The organism is Pseudomonas sp. Ors-4-3C (assembly GCF_055755035.1).
The window spans coordinates 5,034,732-5,049,606 of the sequence record NZ_CM146900.1 but is presented as its reverse complement, the minus strand read 5'-3'; the positions used below and the strand labels follow the sequence as shown (position 1 = coordinate 5,049,606).

Here is a 14,875-nt window from a genome sequence, read left to right as displayed (position 1 = left end):
ATGCCATCTGTGCCGGTTTCCGCGGGCTGCAGGGGTGACCGTTAGTCGGTAAATCGTCGCTTTGGCTAAATGATGGCGGCGTGACAGCTTCTGCTTTCACAGTTCCGGGACTAGAGTGATGACTCAGTAACTGTACGGTTTTCACAACAAACCGACCGATATCCCGACAAGAGATGTCCCGACAAGAGAAGCAGCATGGAATGCGCGCAACCCCAGCCAGGTGAAGGCAGCTCTGTCCTTTTGATCGTTGATGATTACCCTGAAAACCTGATCAGCATGCGCGCGTTGCTGCAGCGTCAGGATTGGCACGTCATGACCGCCGCCTCCGGCTTCGAGGCACTCAATCTGCTGCTCGAACACGACGTCGACCTGGTGCTGCTGGATGTGCAGATGCCGGGCATGGACGGCTTCGAAGTCGCGCGATTGATGCGCGGCAGTCAGCGCACACGCCTCACGCCGATCATTTTCCTCACCGCCAACGAACAGTCCCAGGACGCTGTGATCAAGGGCTACGCCAGTGGTGCGGTGGATTATCTGTTCAAGCCGTTTGATCCGCAGATCCTCAAACCGAAAGTCCAGGCGTTGCTCGAACACCAGCGCAACCGCCGCGCCTTGCAGCGCCTGAGTCATGATCTGGAGGTCGCGCGGGCCTTCAATGCCTCGGTACTGGATAACGCGGCGGAAGGCATTCTGGTACTCGGCGAGGACGGCTTGATCCGCTTCGCCAACCCGGCGATTTCGCGGCTGCTGAATGCGCCGGTGAAGGAGCTGGCGGGCAAAGAGTTTCTCGATTACCTGCAGAAACCGCACATCCCGCTGTGGGCCGATTCCGAGTTGTTGGCCGGCTATAAACGCGGTGAGACCTTGCGTCTGCACGATGCGTTGTTGCGCACGGCACCGGGGCAACAGGTGCCGGTGGCGTTGTCCTGCGCGCCGTTGCCCGCCGAGCAACACGCGATGGTGGTGACGGTGCTGGACATGTCGGTGGTGCGTCACCTGCATCAGCAGCTGGAATTTCAAGCGGTCACCGATCCGTTGACCGGTCTGCTCAATCGCCGGGGCTTTTATCAGACAGTGGAAAACCTGCTGCTGCGCGGTGAACGCAGCGACAGCAGTTGGGTGCTGCTGTACCTCGACCTCGATGGTTTCAAGCGGGTCAACGATTCCCTCGGCCACGATGCCGGCGACCGGGTGCTGCGCTGGGTCTCCGAGCAGTTGAAGGCCTGTCTGCGACCGTTCGATATTCTCGCGCGCATGGGCGGTGATGAGTTCACTGCGCTGCTCGATCTGGAATTCCCCGAGCAAGCGGCGAAGATCGCCGAGAAACTCATCGAACGGGTGTCGATCTGTCAGCAAATTGAAGGGCTGGACATCGCCCTCGGCGCGAGTATCGGCATTGCCACCTACCCGGACTGCGGTTCTAACCTCGACGGCCTGCTGCGCGCCTCGGACATCGCCATGTATGAGGCGAAGCGCGCCGGGCGTCAGCAATATCGCTTTTATGATCACGAAATGAACGGCCGCGCCCGCTCGCGGCTGATGCTCGAGGAAAGCGTGCGCAACGCCATCGAGAACCGCGATTTCAATCTGGTGTATCAGCCACAGGTCGCGATCGACAGCGGGCAGATCCGCGGTTTCGAGGCGTTGCTGCGCTGGCAGCATCCGAGCGTCGGCGATGTGCCGCCGGGGTTGTTCCTGCCGTTGCTGGAAGAGGCGCGACTGATCAGTCGGCTCGGCAGCTGGATTTATCATCGCGGCGCCGGCCAGCGCAAAGCCTGGGAAACCCTGTTCGCCGAGGATCTGGTGCTTGGCGTGAGTTTGAGCAACACCCAGTTCGGGCTGCCGAACCTGGTCACCGAGTTACGCCAGGTGCTGGAGCGGCACTCGTTGCAGCCGCGGCAACTGGAGGTGGAAATCACCGAAGACGCGCTGATGCACAACCCCGACGAGACCCGCAAACAGCTGCGCCTGCTGCGTAATCTCGGGGTGCGCGTGGCGCTGGATGATTTTGGTTCGGGACCGTGCTCGCTGGCGCATCTGCGTGATCTGGAACTGGACACACTCAAGCTCGATCGACACCTGATTGCGCGGCTGCCGGATTCGACGCGCGACGCGGCGCTGGTCAGCAACGTGATCAATCTGTGCAAGCAGTACGGTTTGCTGGTGATCGCCGAAGGCGTGGAAACCATCGAACAGTACCAATGGCTGCAAGCGCATGGCTGCGAATATGTGCAGGGTTTCCTGGTGGCGCGCCCGCTGACCTCCGAAGACGCCGCCAGCTTCGCCGAGCCCTTCGACTGGGGCGCGCTGCCGGTTTGAATTCGCTACACTGGCGCTCTTTTCGAACCGTGTTGCCGTGTCCATGACTGCGTTGAAATACCTCCAGGCCTATCCCGCGCAATTGCAGGATCAGGTGCGCCAACTGATCGCCGAACAGCGTCTGGGTGACTACCTGAGCCAACGCTATCCGGGGCGTCACGATGTGCAGAGCGACAAGGCGCTGTACAGCTACGCGCTGGACCTGAAGCAGGAATACCTGCGCAACGCGCCGGCCATCGACAAGGTGCTGTTCGACAACCGCCTCGACCTGACGCACCGCGCGCTGGGCCTGCACACCACGGTTTCAAGAGTGCAGGGCGGCAAGCTCAAGGCCAAGAAAGAGATTCGCATCGCCTCGTTGTTCAAGGAGGCAGCGCCCGAGTTCCTGAAGATGATCGTCGTGCATGAACTGGCGCACTTCAAGGAATCGGACCACAACAAGGCCTTCTATAAATTGTGCGAGCACATGCTGCCGGGGTATCACCAGGTCGAGTTCGATCTGCGGGTGTACCTGACGTGGCGGGATCTGCAATAGCTGTTAACAAGGAGCGTGTGGATGGACGTCAGCAAGACCAAAAGCAGTTTTTACCGGCGCCTGTATGTGGCCTACCTGATCGACAGCGGCCTGGCCCCAAGCGTCCCGGCGCTGACCGAAGTGACCGGCATGCCCCGGCGCACGGCGCAGGACACGATCGCCGCGCTGGCGGATCTGGATATCGTCTGTGAATTCGAGCAGGAAGAGGGCGCGCGCAACCATGCCGGGCGCTATCGGATTCGCGAGTGGGGGGCGATTGATCGCGGGTGGATCGAGCGTAATCTGCGGCAGATCAAGGCTGTGCTGGAGTATCCCTGAGTTTCGCAGTGCCTGAGCTGACGCCTTCGCGAGCAAGCCCGCTCCCACAGTAGACCGAGTTCCTTCAGATGGAATGCAGTCAAATGTGGGAGCGGGCTTGCTCGCGAAGGGGCCCTCAAGGACGACGCATGCCTATGTGCGGAATGTCATCCTCCAGGTATTCCTCACCCGCCACGACAAACCCGTACCTGCCGTAATATCCCTGCAAATGCGCCTGCGCCGACAGATAGATCGGCACCTGCGGCCAATGCTTCTCGGCCTGCTTCAGTGCGTGTTCCATCATCACATGCCCCAGCCCTTTGCCACGGCCCTGCGGCGCAATGATCACGCGGCCGATCACCACGTCACCGCCCTGGGACTCTGGATCGAGCAGGCGCAGATAGGCCAACAGTTGATCATCTTCCCAACCCATGAGGTGATGGGTGTCGCCGTCCAGATCCTGACCGTCGAGGTCGGGGTAGGCGCATTTCTGTTCGACCACGAACACCTCCGAGCGCAGCTTCAACAGCGCGTACAACTGCTCTTTGCCCAAATCGCTGTGATGCTTGCAGATCCACTCGATTGTCATCTTCCGACTCCTTGAACTCCGTCGCCCGATACTAAGCGCACAGGCCCTGGATGTCTGTATGGCGGAAGAGTCTGTGACAAAGGTCAAAATGCCATCATTCCTTTCTCGCGGCGGCGGCTGCTTTGTGTAATCTGCTGGAAAGCGCTGTGCACTGGCTTCAATGAGCTAATGTTAGGGCCTGGGTTTCGCCGGTAAGGGGCCTTGGGGTTTTGACTGAAAACACGCCGGGCAACTCGCCCGCTAAGGATTTTCAAGCATGCCGCGACTGCATCGAGCCTTTGCGTTGGTCGGATTGCTCTTGCTGGCCCAAACCGCCGCAGCGGACAAGTTGCGGCTGGTGTTCGATATCTGGCCACCGTTTACCGACGACACGCTGGTCAACGGCGGCCTGGCCACCGACATCGTCAGCACCGCGCTGGCGCGGGCCGGTTATGCCAGCGACTACGAGCAGGTGCCGTGGGCGCGGGCGCTGCTGGGGGTTGGCGAGGGGCGCTACGACGTTCTGGTCAACGCCTGGTACAACGACGAACGCACCAAACTCGGCCAGTTCTCTGGCGAATACCTGCTCAATCGCATCCGCTTTCTCAAGCGCAAAGATACGCCGCTGGACTACAGCAACCTGGAGCAACTGCACACCTATCCGGTGGCGGTGGTGCGCGGCTATGCCTACTCGCAGGCGTTCGATGCGGATACCGCGCTCGAGAAAGTCCCTGTGCATAACTTCGCCATGGCCGTGCGCATGCTCGCGGCGGATCGAGTCAAACTGACCCTGGAAGATGAATACGTCGCGCGTTATTACCTGGCCCGGGAGTCACCCAAAGTGCGCAACGCCGTGGAGTTTTTGCCCAAGCCGTTGAGCGAGAACAGCCTGCACATTCTGGTGAGCCTGAAGAACCCTGAGCATGAACAGATTGTGGCCGGGTTTGATAAGGCGATTGCGGCGATGAAGGCGGATGGGAGTTATGACCGGTTGTTGCGTCAGCATGGGATGTAGGGGCTGATCCGGAAATGGCTGTGTGGCTGATGGCCCTTTCGCGAGCAAGCCCGCTCCCACATTTGGAATGCGTTCTCCTGTGGGAGCGGGCTTGCTCGCGAAGAGGCCCTGACAAACACCGCAAAACTCAGGCTTCGCTGGTGTCCTTGATCAAATGCGCCGCCAACGTCCGCAATGGCCCCAGCTGCCGGCAGATCAACGCCAGTTGGGTCTGCACCAGCCGTTGCCCTTCATCGATCTCGTCCGGCATCTGCTCCAGCTCGTTGGCCAGTGCTTCCTCTTCGTCACTCTGAATCGCCACCGGCTGCTTGTTCGCCAGCCCCTGGGCGATATCGTCGATGCTCGCGGCCAGTTTCACCCCGGCACCGTCGATCAGCTGTTCGCGCACGTCCGCCGGTAGCTGCGTTTCGCGATGCGCGCCCAGTCCGGACAAGTAACTGAGCAGAGTGTGTGACAGCACCAGGAAACGGAAGCCGACATCCGCCTCCTTCCGGAAATGCCCCGGCTCCATCAGCATGTTGGCCAAGGTGGTCGACAACGCCGCATCGGCGTTGTGCGCGTTGCGGCGGGCTAGGCGATAGGCGAGGTCGTCGCTCTTGCCGGCGGCGTATTGCTGCATGATCTGGCGCAGATAGATGCTGTTGCAGGTCAGGGTGTTGGCCAGCACTTTATTCAGGCGTCGACCCTGCCAGTCCGGCAGGAACAGGAACACCGTCAGGCCGGCGATCAGGCTGCCGAGCAGGGTATCGAACAGGCGCGGCAGGAACAGCCCGTAGCCATCGCCGATCTGGTTGAAGCAGAACAGCACCATGATCGTGATTGCGGCGGTCGCCAGGGTGTAGCGCGTGGTGCGGTTGGTGAAGAACACCACCCCGGCGGCGATCGCGAAGCACGACTGCACAAGCGGGCTGGGGAACAGATCGAACAGTGCCCAGGCCACGGTCAGGCCGATGGCGGTGCCGAGAATCCGCTGCCCGAGTTTGCGCCGGGTTGCGCCGTAGTTCGGCTGGCAGACGAACAGGGTGGTGAGGATGATCCAGTAACCCTGCGACGGGTGAATCAGGTGCACCATGCCGTAGCCGATACTCAGCGCCAGCGGCAGGCGCAGGGCATGGCGGAACAGCAGGGAAGTCGGCGTCAGTTGCGTGCGCAGACGAATCCACACGTCCTTGAGGTTGCGCGGCGAGCGGTCGAGCAGGCTGCTGTCGGTGGCGTCCGCCAAGGCATCCGGGTTGCTCGCGTCGCTGAGCAAACGGTCGAGGGTGCCGAGGTTGGCTGCCAGTGCGCGCAGCGAACGCAGGAGGCCGCGCCACGCCGGATTGCTCTGGATGCGCAGGTGTTCAAGGGAGGCATCGAGGTCAGTCAGCGCTTCGGCAAAACTGGCGTCGTAGACGAACGGCTGGCGCATCTGGATCGATTCGGCCAACGCGCGGCAGGCCTTGCCCTGCTGGCGCAACAAACGCTGGCAGCGGAACAGCACGTCGCTGTGGAAGAACGCATCGGCCAGCGCGTTGTACGGATAGTGCGAAGAGCTGGCGCGTTCGTGGATGTCCTGGGCGAGGAAGTACAGCTTCAGATAACGGCTGACTTTCGAGCCCGGACGGCCATTGCCGACCCGGTGCAGGATGATTTCCTTGGCACTGTTCAGCGCTGCCACCACTCGACCGTTCTGCTGCGCCAGTTCCAGCCGCCGCCCCTCGACGTCCAGTTGGCGGATCGGCTCGAACAGCGAGGCTTTCAGCTTCAGGTAGAAACCCAGTTCACGGAACAGCCGCGCCAGACTCTGCTGCACCGGCTGGTTGGAAAACATCGCTTGCCACAGCACCGAGAGCAGGCCGTACCACGCGGCACCGGCCACCAGCAGCATCGGTTCGTGCCAGAAATCGGTGACCGCGCCGCCGCGCTGATCCACGCCGATCATGGTGTAGACCGACAGAATCAACGTCGCCGAGGCGATCGCACCGTAACGCTCGCCGAGCGCGCCGAGCATGGTCAGGCCGAAGCTGGCCAGTGCCAGAGCAATGGCAAATACGATGGGGTAGGGGAAGAGCAGTTCCACCGACAGCGCGGCGATGCTGAAACACACCAGTGTCACTGCCAGTGCGTTTAGACGGCCCTGCCAACTGTCGTCGGTCTCGGCCAGGGCGCTGGCGATAATCCCCAGGAACAACGGGATCAACAGGCCCATTTCATCCTGATACCAACACAGCGCCATGCTGCCGGTCAGGGCGATGAACACCCGCACGCTGTAGCTGAATTTATCCAGCGCCCACAGGCGCCGCAAAGACTGACGAAACGAGGTCGAGGACATGAAGTGCGAAGGCCTTCCGAGGCGATGCCGCTAAATTGAGCCAGTAATGACGCCGACGCAATGGCGCCGATCACATCTGACAGCAAAAAGTGTTCCTTACTGCATCCCACATAACAACTGTGGGAGGGGGCTTGCTCCCGAAAGCGGTGTGTCATTCAACATGTATGTCGACTGATCCAGCGCATTCGCGAGCAAGCCCGCTCCCACAGTTTTTGATTTGTGTTGGATCAGACGTACTGCGCAGCCGCGTAGCCGGAGGCCCAGGCCCACTGGAAGTTGAAACCGCCCAGATGCCCGGTGACGTCGAGCACTTCGCCGACAAAATACAGGCCAGGGCTTTTCAGCGATTCCATGGTCTTGGACGACACTTCGCGGGTGTCGACGCCACCCAGCGTGACCTCGGCGGTGCGGTAGCCTTCGGTGCCGGCCGGGACGACTTTCCAGCTGCCGAGCTTGTCGGCGATCTGCGCCAGTTCGGCATGGGTGTACTGCTTCATCGGTTTGGAAACGAACCAGTTGTCCGCCAGCAGATTGGCCATCTTCTTGGTGAAGATTTCACCAAGCAAAGTTTTCAGCTCGCTGTTCGGGCGCTCGGCGACTTGCTGTTGCAGCCATGCCGCGGTGTCGTGGTCCGGCAGCAGGTTGATCTCCACGGTATCGCCCGGCTCCCAGAACGACGAGATCTGCAGAATCGCCGGGCCGCTGAGGCCACGGTGAGTGAACAGAATGTTCTCGCGAAAGCTCTGCTCGTTGCAGCTGACCAGACAATCCACCGAAGTACCGGACAGCTCGGTGCACAGTTCCTTGAGCTGGTCGGTGATGGTGAACGGCACCAGTCCGGCGCGGGTCGGCAGCAGTTCATGGCCGAACTGTTTGGCCACCTGATAACCGAAGCCTGTAGCGCCCAGCGTCGGGATCGACAGACCGCCGGTGGCAATCACCAGCGACTGGCACTGGAGCTGGCCGAGGGTGGTGTCGAGCAGGTAACCGTTCTCGACTTTCTCGATGGTCTGGATCGAGGTGTCGAGGTGCAGCTCGACGCCGACCTGATCGCACTCGTCGAGCAGCATGCCGAGGATGTCGCTGGATTTGTTATCGCAGAACAGCTGGCCGAGTTTCTTCTCGTGGTACGGCACGCCGTGCTTGGCGACCATGCCGATGAAATCCCACTGGGTGTAGCGCGCCAGTGCCGATTTGCAGAAATGCGGATTGTGCGAGAGGAAATTGCTCGGCTCGGTGTACATGTTGGTGAAATTGCAGCGGCCACCACCGGACATCAGGATTTTCTTGCCGGCCTTGTTCGCGTGGTCGAGCAGCAACACCTGACGCCCACGCCCGGCAGCGGTCAGTGCACACATCAACCCTGCGGCGCCAGCGCCAATGATCACGACTTCGGTAGAGCGCAAAACGGTGTCCTCTTGGTGGGTCGCTACAAAACAAACTGTGGGAGCGGGCTTGCTCGCGAAAGCGGTGTGTCATTCAACATGATGTCGACTGACAGATTGCATTCGCGAGCAAGCCCGCTCCCACAGGAGATCTTCTTTGGGGCGAAGATCGTTTACAAAACCCGCACGCGCAGCGAACGGCCCTTGATCTTGCCGTTGTTCAAGCGCTGCAGCGCCTGCATGACCACGGTGCGTTCAACCGCCACATACGACTGGAAGTCGAAGATCGCGATCTTGCCGACCTGGGCGCCGGGGATGCCGGCGTCGCCAGTCAGTGCGCCGAGGATGTCGCCCGGACGCACTTTGTCTTTACGCCCGCCGGCGATGCACAGGGTGCTCATCGGTGGCTGCAGCGGGGCGCCGCCCTGGGACTTGAGGTTGTCGACCTGATCCCAGTTCAGCGGAGCTTTCTGCAGCTGTTCGATGGCTTGCGCGCGATGCGCTTCGGACGGCGCAACGAGGCTGACCGCAATGCCTTTCTCGCCGGCACGACCGGTACGGCCGACGCGGTGAATGTGGATTTCCGAGTCGCGGGCCAGTTCGACGTTGATCACCATGTCCAGCGCATCGATGTCCAGGCCACGGGCAGCAACGTCGGTGGCAACCAGTACCGAAGTGCTGCGGTTGGCGAACATCGCCAGCACCTGATCGCGGTCACGCTGTTCCAGATCGCCGTGCAGGCCGACGGCGGAAATGCCTTTGGAGGTCAGGTGGTCAACGGTTTCCTGCACTTGCTGCTTGGTGAAGCAGAACGCCACGCAGGAGTCCGGGCGGAAGTGGTGCAGGACTTTGGTCACTGCGCTCATGCGCTCTTCCGGAGAAATTTCGTAGAAGCGCTGTTCGATCTGCGTGTCGTCATGGAACGCTTCGGCTTTCACCGTTTGCGGATCGCGCATGAATTTCGACGCCAGTTGCTTGATGCCCACCGGATACGTGGCGGAGAACAGCAGGGTCTGACGGCGTGCCGGAGTCTTTTCGATGATGTCTTCGATGGCGTCGTAGAAGCCCATGTCGAGCATGCGGTCGGCTTCGTCGAGGATCAGCGTGTTCAGACCGTCGAGCACCAGCGAACCCTTGCGCAGGTGCTGCTGGATACGTCCCGGGGTGCCGACGATGATGTGCGCGCCGTGCTCCAGCGAAGCGATCTGCGGGCCGAACGACACGCCGCCGCACAGGGTCAGGACCTTGATGTTGTCTTCGGCACGGGCCAGACGCCGGACTTCCTTGGCGACCTGGTCGGCCAGCTCACGGGTCGGGCAGATCACCAGCGCCTGGCAACCGAAGTAGCGCGGGTTGATCGGGTTCAGCAGGCCGATGCCGAACGCGGCGGTCTTGCCGCTGCCGGTCTTGGCCTGGGCGATCAGGTCCATCCCCTTGAGGATCACCGGCAAGCTCTGCGCCTGGATCGGCGTCATCTGGGCATAACCGAGGGATTCGAGGTTAGCCAGCATGGCGGCGGACAGCGGCAGAGTATTAAAAGCGGTGGCGATGGTGGTCACGGGACTGGCCTGCAAAACAAAATGTCGCGCAGTGTAGCAGCCCCGTGCCACTTTCCTCGAAAGTTCTGGACGAACAGTGACTAAAAACCGAGGCAAGGTGATTTATCTGTGGCGAGGGAGCTTGCTCCCGCTGGGGCGCGAAGCGGCCCCGCTTTTCAACTCAAAAAGCGGGGGCCTGCTGCGCAGTCCAGCGGGAGCAAGCTCCCTCGCCACAAAAGCATTCACTGTTTTTCAGTGTTCGATGTGCTCATCGGGATGTTCATCCGGGCGTTTGACCCGGCGGCCGTCTTCTTTCGACAGTTGCGAGAAGATCGTCGCCGCCAGCATCGCCATCACTCCGACCGTGACAAACGTCAGCTGGAACGCGCCCAGCACGGTTTCGACGCCATCGTTGCCGATCTCCGCCGTAAACCCGCCAAGCAACGCACCGGCGCAGGCCACGCCCAGACTCAGCGACAATTGCGCCACCACCGACAGCAAGCTGTTGCCGCTGCTGGCGCTGGCGTCGTCGAGGTCGATCAGGGTCACGGTGTTCATCGCGGTGAACTGCAGCGAGTTGATCGCGCCGAGAATCGCCAGCAGGCACAGCAGCAACCAGTACGGCGTCTGCTCACTGACCAGGCCCATGCTCGCCAGCATGATTCCCAGCGCCAGGGTGTTGCCGGTGAGCACGATGCGATAGCCAAGACGTTCGATCAACGGTCGCGCCACCCACTTGGCGATCATTGCCGCCGCCGCCAGTGGCAGCATGCTCATCCCGGCTTGCGCCGGTGAATAACCCAGCGCCACTTGCAGCAGCAACGGCACCAGAAACGGCAGGGCACCGCTGCCCAGACGGGCGAACAGGTTGCCGATGATTCCGACCGCAAAGGTCCGGGTCTTGAACAGTGATGGCGAGAACAGTGGATTTTCGACACGCCCGGCACGCAGCCAGTAAGCCGCCAGACAGGCCAGCCCGCCGAACAGCAGCAACATCACCCGCAGGTGCGGCAAGTGCAGTTCGCCCAGGCCTTCCATGGCGATGGTGATCAGGATCATCGCCGCGCCGAACAGCAGGAAACCGAGGCTATCGAAACGCGTGCGCTCGGTGCCGCGCAGGTCGGGAATGAATTTCCACACCGCGTAGCAACCGATGAGGCCGACCGGCAGGTTGATCAGAAAGATCCAGTGCCACGTCAGGTATTGCACCATCCAGCCGCCCATGGTCGGGCCGATCAGCGGGCCGAGCAGTCCGGGAATAGTGATGAACCCCATGATCCGCACCAGTTCCGAACGCGGGTAGGCGCGCAGCACCACCAGCCGCCCGACGGGCAACATCAGCGCACCACCGAGGCCCTGAATGACCCGCGCGCCGACCAGCATGGTCAGGCTGCTGGATAACGCGCAGAGCAGTGAGCCGAAACTGAACAGCAGGATCGCACCGAAGAAGATTTTCTTGGTGCCGAAGCGGTCGGCGATCCAGCCCGAGGCCGGAATCAGCAAGGCGACGGTGAGCATGTAGGCGATGACTACGCCCTGCATGCGCAACGGGTCTTCGGCCAGATCCTTGGCCATGGCCGGCAGGGCGGTGTTGAGGATGGTCCCGTCGAGGGACTGCATGAAGAACGCAATGGCGACGACCCACGGCAACCAGCGGGCGGTAATGGCGTCGAGAGGCGGGCGTGTGGGCATGGAACCTCTTGTGGGTTATTGATCCGAATGCTTGTCCTGGCTTGAAGCTTTTGTGGCGAGGGAGCTTGCTCCCGCTCGGCTGCGCAGCAGCCGTAAATTCAGCCAACCCGGTATTACAGGAACACCGAGTTGACAGGTTTTGGGGGCGCTTCGCACCCCAGCGGGAGCAAGCTCCCTCGCCACAGTGTTATAGCGTTAGCGTGAGTCGGCTCACCAGCGCCCCCGGCAGCAGTGCCGACGAGGTATTGCGCTGGCTGTACGTGCTCGCCGACAGCAGCAACTCGCGCTCGGCGGTCAACGCTTCCAGCTGCGAACCCAGCAGGTTGTAGGCGCTGTCGTCGAAACGCATGGTGCTGACCGGCGCCTGAATTTCGCCGTTCTCGACCCAGAACGTTGCGAAGCGGGTCATGCCGGTCAGGCGCGCCGCCGGTTGATCCGAGAAGTTCAGGTACCACAGGTTGCTGATGTACAACCCGGTGCCCAACTGCTTGAGAATCTCTGCCTGTGACAGATCACCGGCCGCCATGTTCAGTGCGCTCGGCGATTCGCCGCCGCTGGCACCGTTGGCGGTCAGGCCGTATTCGGCGGCACTGCGTGAACCGACCAATTGATCACCGGCCTTGCCTTCGACGATCAGCCGCAGATCGCTGCGCGGATAACCCTCGGCGGAAAACGCCGGACTCAACGATTCGCTGACTTTCTCATCCAGCGATACCAGTGGACTGAACGTCTGATCGCCGACATACAGCTTCTGCAGCGGGCTGCTCTTGCTGGCAATCGACTGCGCCGAGAAACCGCCCCAACTGAGCATGCCCATGATTTCTTCCAGCGCGGCCGGCGCCAGATAAGCCCGGTATTGCCCCGGTGCCAGAGTACGTAGCGGGCGACCGAGGAACGCCAGTTGCTCGCGGGCCTGCTGGAAGCGTCGGGCGAAGCCTTCGCTGCTCCAGTCGTGCCCGGCGTAGCTGGCCTTTACCGCTTCGCCATTTTCGTGGAACAGGCTGAAGTCGAAGTTGAAGCTGTTGGCCTGATGCCAGCCGAACGCCCCCGAGGAACTGGCGAAACCACGGCTGATCGGGCCGGCAGCATAGAAACCGACCAGATCCAGACCTTCAGCAGCGGTGCAGATTTCCTCGACCACCTGCTCGGTGTCCGGCAACGGGTGTTCCTGCACGTTGTTGCTCTGCCAGCCGTTGTGGTTGAGCAGCAGGTACGGATCCTGCGGCAGCAGCGGCAGGGTTTCGCGCAGTTGCTGCAGGCCTTCGGCGAGGCGTTGCAGATCGGCTTCCTGATCACCTGACAGGGTGATGTGCAGGTCAGCGTGGCGGCCGTCGTTGATCAGTTTCAGCCCGACGTCGGCTTGCTGCACCTGGCCGGCCTGACGCACCTTGGCGTGGTTGAAACGGACGAACGCCGACGATTCGGCGGCATAGCTGAGCGTGAACTGTTCCGGCTCGCGCACACTGTCGCGCAGCCAATTGACGATGACCTTGAAGGCGTCGGACTGACTCTTCGAAATGCTCATCAGGCGTCTCCCCCAAACACATCAACGTTGCTGAATACGCAGGCCGGCGAAGCGTGGCCGACGCGGATCACCTGGTTCGGCTCGCCCTTGCCGCAGTTTGGCGTGCCCAGCACCATCCGGGTGCCGGCATCGCCGACCGCGCGCAGACTCTTCCAGAAGTGCGCGGATATGCCCCGGTAGTTCGGATTTTTCACCACACCTTTAAGTTCACCGTTCTCGATCAACTGACCCCACTCGCAACCGAACTGGAATTTGTTGCGCGCGTCGTCAATCGACCACGAACGGTTGGTGCTCATCAGAATGCCATGCTCGATGCCGCTGATCAGTTGCGTCAGCGACTGATCGCCCGGCTCGATGTTGAGGTTGGCCATGCGGTCGATCGGCGGCCGGTTCCAGCCGCAGGCGCGGCTGTTGGCAACGCCGTCGAGACCGGCGCGGAACTGCGACAGCGCGCCGCCCAGTGGCCGCAGCAGCAAGCCTTCGCGAATCAGGAATTGTTTGCTGGCCCTGGTGCCGTCGTCATCGTGGCCGTAGCTGGCGAGTTCTTCGGGAATGTCTGGATCGAAGGTCACGTTGAGCAGCTTCGAGCCATATTGCAGGCTGCCGAAGTCACTGGTTTTGACGAAGCTGGTGCCGGCGTAGTTGCGCTCGTCACCGAGGATGCGGTCCAGCTCCAGCGGGTGACCGATGGACTCGTGGATCTGCAGCATCATCTGGTCGGGCATCAGCAACAGATCACGCGGGCCTTGCGGGGTGTTCGGCGCGAGCAGCAGTTGCAGGGCCTGATCGGCCACTTTCGGGCCGGCGCCGACCAGGCCGCAACGGCTGATCACGTCCGCGCCGCCCTGCTGGCCGAAGTTCTCGCGGCCGAGGGAGCGGGTCTGGCTGTCGTTGCCGTCGTAGGCGGTGACATCCAGGCTCGGGTAGACGAAGCGCTGGGCCTGGCGCAATTCGGCACCGGCGCTGCTCAGGTAGATCTGTTCGACATGGGTGATGCCGATGCTCGCTTCCCAATTCACCAGGCGCTCATCCTTTGGCACCGAGGCGGATTCCGCGCCGAGCAGCTCGAAGCATTCGCTCAGGGACGGGAAGGGTTGCTCGAGATTGGGCGAAAAGTAATCAGCGCGGTCACTCGACACTGGCTGGTCGCGCAGGTCGAGCAGGGCGTGGGGTTTCAGTCGCCGGGCCTGTTGTTCGGCGCGTTCCAGGGCGGCTTGCAGGCCTTGCTGCGACAGGTCGTTGGTCGCCGCGTAGGCTTCAACGCCGTTGACGCGCACGGTGAGCATCGCCCCTTCGTCGCGGCTCAGGCTTGGTGGCTCGGCGACGTTCTTGCGCACCGACAGGTATTGGCCGGACTCGCGTACATACCGCAGGGAAAAAAACTCGGCGCCCGTGCGCAAGGCAGCGAAGCGCTGCTTGAGCTGGGGGTGGAAATCGAACATTCGGGAACCTCCTTGTTATGGAGTTGCGGGGTGAAGCGATTCGGCGGGGAGGGGTGAAACGGTTGCGCGAGGTCTAGAGTAGGCCTGCGTGGGGGTAGGATCAAGTGAAGAGGGGGTGTAGGAGGATTTACTGTGCAGCAGGGGAATTTGTGCTGAATGTGAGGGCTCCTTCGCGAGCAGGCTCGCTCCCACATTTGAAATGCATTCCAATGTGGGAGCGAGCTTGTCTCCGGGCGGCGTTCCGACGA

General features: G+C 61.7%; 11 protein-coding genes. 4 read left to right on the top strand and 7 right to left on the bottom strand.

Translation table 11 applies throughout. The features are described 5' to 3' along the window. Nucleotides 1-195: 195 nt before the first annotated feature. From ACVHNU_RS22830 to ACVHNU_RS22820, 3 genes are read left to right on the top strand one after another with little or no spacing between them, the layout of a single operon-like run. Nucleotides 196-2,319, top strand: coding sequence for a putative bifunctional diguanylate cyclase/phosphodiesterase (locus tag ACVHNU_RS22830; RefSeq protein ID WP_473018348.1), 2,124 nt, complete (start codon nt 196-198; stop codon nt 2,317-2,319). Between the two features lie 43 nt (nt 2,320-2,362). Next, on the top strand, nt 2,363-2,854 hold the full coding sequence (locus ACVHNU_RS22825) for a M48 metallopeptidase family protein (protein ID WP_003229006.1): 492 nt from the start codon (nt 2,363-2,365) through the stop codon (nt 2,852-2,854). 21 nt (nt 2,855-2,875) lie between these two features. Beyond that, complete coding sequence (locus ACVHNU_RS22820; RefSeq protein WP_003229005.1) at nt 2,876-3,172, top strand: winged helix-turn-helix domain-containing protein; 297 nt, start codon at nt 2,876-2,878, stop codon at nt 3,170-3,172. A gap of 115 nt (nt 3,173-3,287) precedes the next feature. Here the strand turns inward: ACVHNU_RS22820 and ACVHNU_RS22815 are convergent, their stop codons facing one another. Then, on the bottom strand, nt 3,288-3,740 hold the full coding sequence (locus ACVHNU_RS22815) for a GNAT family N-acetyltransferase (protein WP_473018347.1): 453 nt from the start codon (nt 3,738-3,740) through the stop codon (nt 3,288-3,290). A 256-nt stretch (nt 3,741-3,996) separates the two neighbouring features. Here ACVHNU_RS22815 and ACVHNU_RS22810 point away from each other — a divergent pair, with 256 nt between their 5' ends. Then, nucleotides 3,997-4,734, top strand: a complete 738-nt coding sequence (locus ACVHNU_RS22810) for a substrate-binding periplasmic protein (protein WP_103522145.1) — start codon at nt 3,997-3,999, stop codon at nt 4,732-4,734. 127 nt (nt 4,735-4,861) lie between these two features. Here the strand turns inward: ACVHNU_RS22810 and yccS are convergent, their stop codons facing one another. From yccS to ACVHNU_RS22780, 6 genes are all read right to left on the bottom strand, one after another. Beyond that, entirely contained in the window at nt 4,862-7,045 is a 2,184-nt protein-coding gene (gene yccS, locus ACVHNU_RS22805; protein ID WP_202369044.1) for a YccS family putative transporter, read from the bottom strand. A 227-nt stretch (nt 7,046-7,272) separates the two neighbouring features. Further along, nucleotides 7,273-8,451, bottom strand: a complete 1,179-nt coding sequence (locus ACVHNU_RS22800) for a BaiN/RdsA family NAD(P)/FAD-dependent oxidoreductase (RefSeq protein WP_201136379.1) — start codon at nt 8,449-8,451, stop codon at nt 7,273-7,275. Between the two features lie 152 nt (nt 8,452-8,603). After that, complete coding sequence (gene dbpA, locus ACVHNU_RS22795) at nt 8,604-9,989, bottom strand: ATP-dependent RNA helicase DbpA (RefSeq protein ID WP_103485210.1); 1,386 nt, start codon at nt 9,987-9,989, stop codon at nt 8,604-8,606. Nucleotides 9,990-10,220: 231 nt separating this feature from the next. Continuing rightward, nucleotides 10,221-11,660, bottom strand: coding sequence for a multidrug transporter subunit MdtD (gene mdtD / locus ACVHNU_RS22790; protein ID WP_400508897.1), 1,440 nt, complete (start codon nt 11,658-11,660; stop codon nt 10,221-10,223). Between the two features lie 187 nt (nt 11,661-11,847). Continuing rightward, nucleotides 11,848-13,185: a TldD/PmbA family protein gene (locus ACVHNU_RS22785; protein WP_103485212.1), complete on the bottom strand. Its 1,338-nt coding sequence runs from the start codon at nt 13,183-13,185 to the stop codon at nt 11,848-11,850. Further along, nucleotides 13,185-14,627 carry a TldD/PmbA family protein gene (locus ACVHNU_RS22780; RefSeq protein WP_473018346.1) on the bottom strand — a complete coding sequence of 481 codons (1,443 nt, stop codon included), beginning with the start codon at nt 14,625-14,627 and terminating at the stop codon, nt 13,185-13,187. The genes ACVHNU_RS22785 and ACVHNU_RS22780 overlap by 1 nt, the downstream gene beginning before the upstream one ends. Nucleotides 14,628-14,875 lie beyond the last annotated feature (248 nt).

Coding starts and splice junctions, on each gene's coding strand:
- ACVHNU_RS22830 (WP_473018348.1), top strand. CDS start 196: ATGGAATGCGCGCAACCCCAGCCAGGTGAAGGCAGCTCTGTCCTTTTG.
- ACVHNU_RS22825 (WP_003229006.1), top strand. CDS start 2,363: ATGACTGCGTTGAAATACCTCCAGGCCTATCCCGCGCAATTGCAGGAT.
- ACVHNU_RS22820 (WP_003229005.1), top strand. CDS start 2,876: ATGGACGTCAGCAAGACCAAAAGCAGTTTTTACCGGCGCCTGTATGTG.
- ACVHNU_RS22815 (WP_473018347.1), bottom strand. CDS start 3,740: ATGACAATCGAGTGGATCTGCAAGCATCACAGCGATTTGGGCAAAGAG.
- ACVHNU_RS22810 (WP_103522145.1), top strand. CDS start 3,997: ATGCCGCGACTGCATCGAGCCTTTGCGTTGGTCGGATTGCTCTTGCTG.
- yccS (WP_202369044.1), bottom strand. CDS start 7,045: ATGTCCTCGACCTCGTTTCGTCAGTCTTTGCGGCGCCTGTGGGCGCTG.
- mdtD (WP_400508897.1), bottom strand. CDS start 11,660: ATGCCCACACGCCCGCCTCTCGACGCCATTACCGCCCGCTGGTTGCCG.
- ACVHNU_RS22785 (WP_103485212.1), bottom strand. CDS start 13,185: ATGAGCATTTCGAAGAGTCAGTCCGACGCCTTCAAGGTCATCGTCAAT.
- ACVHNU_RS22780 (WP_473018346.1), bottom strand. CDS start 14,627: ATGTTCGATTTCCACCCCCAGCTCAAGCAGCGCTTCGCTGCCTTGCGC.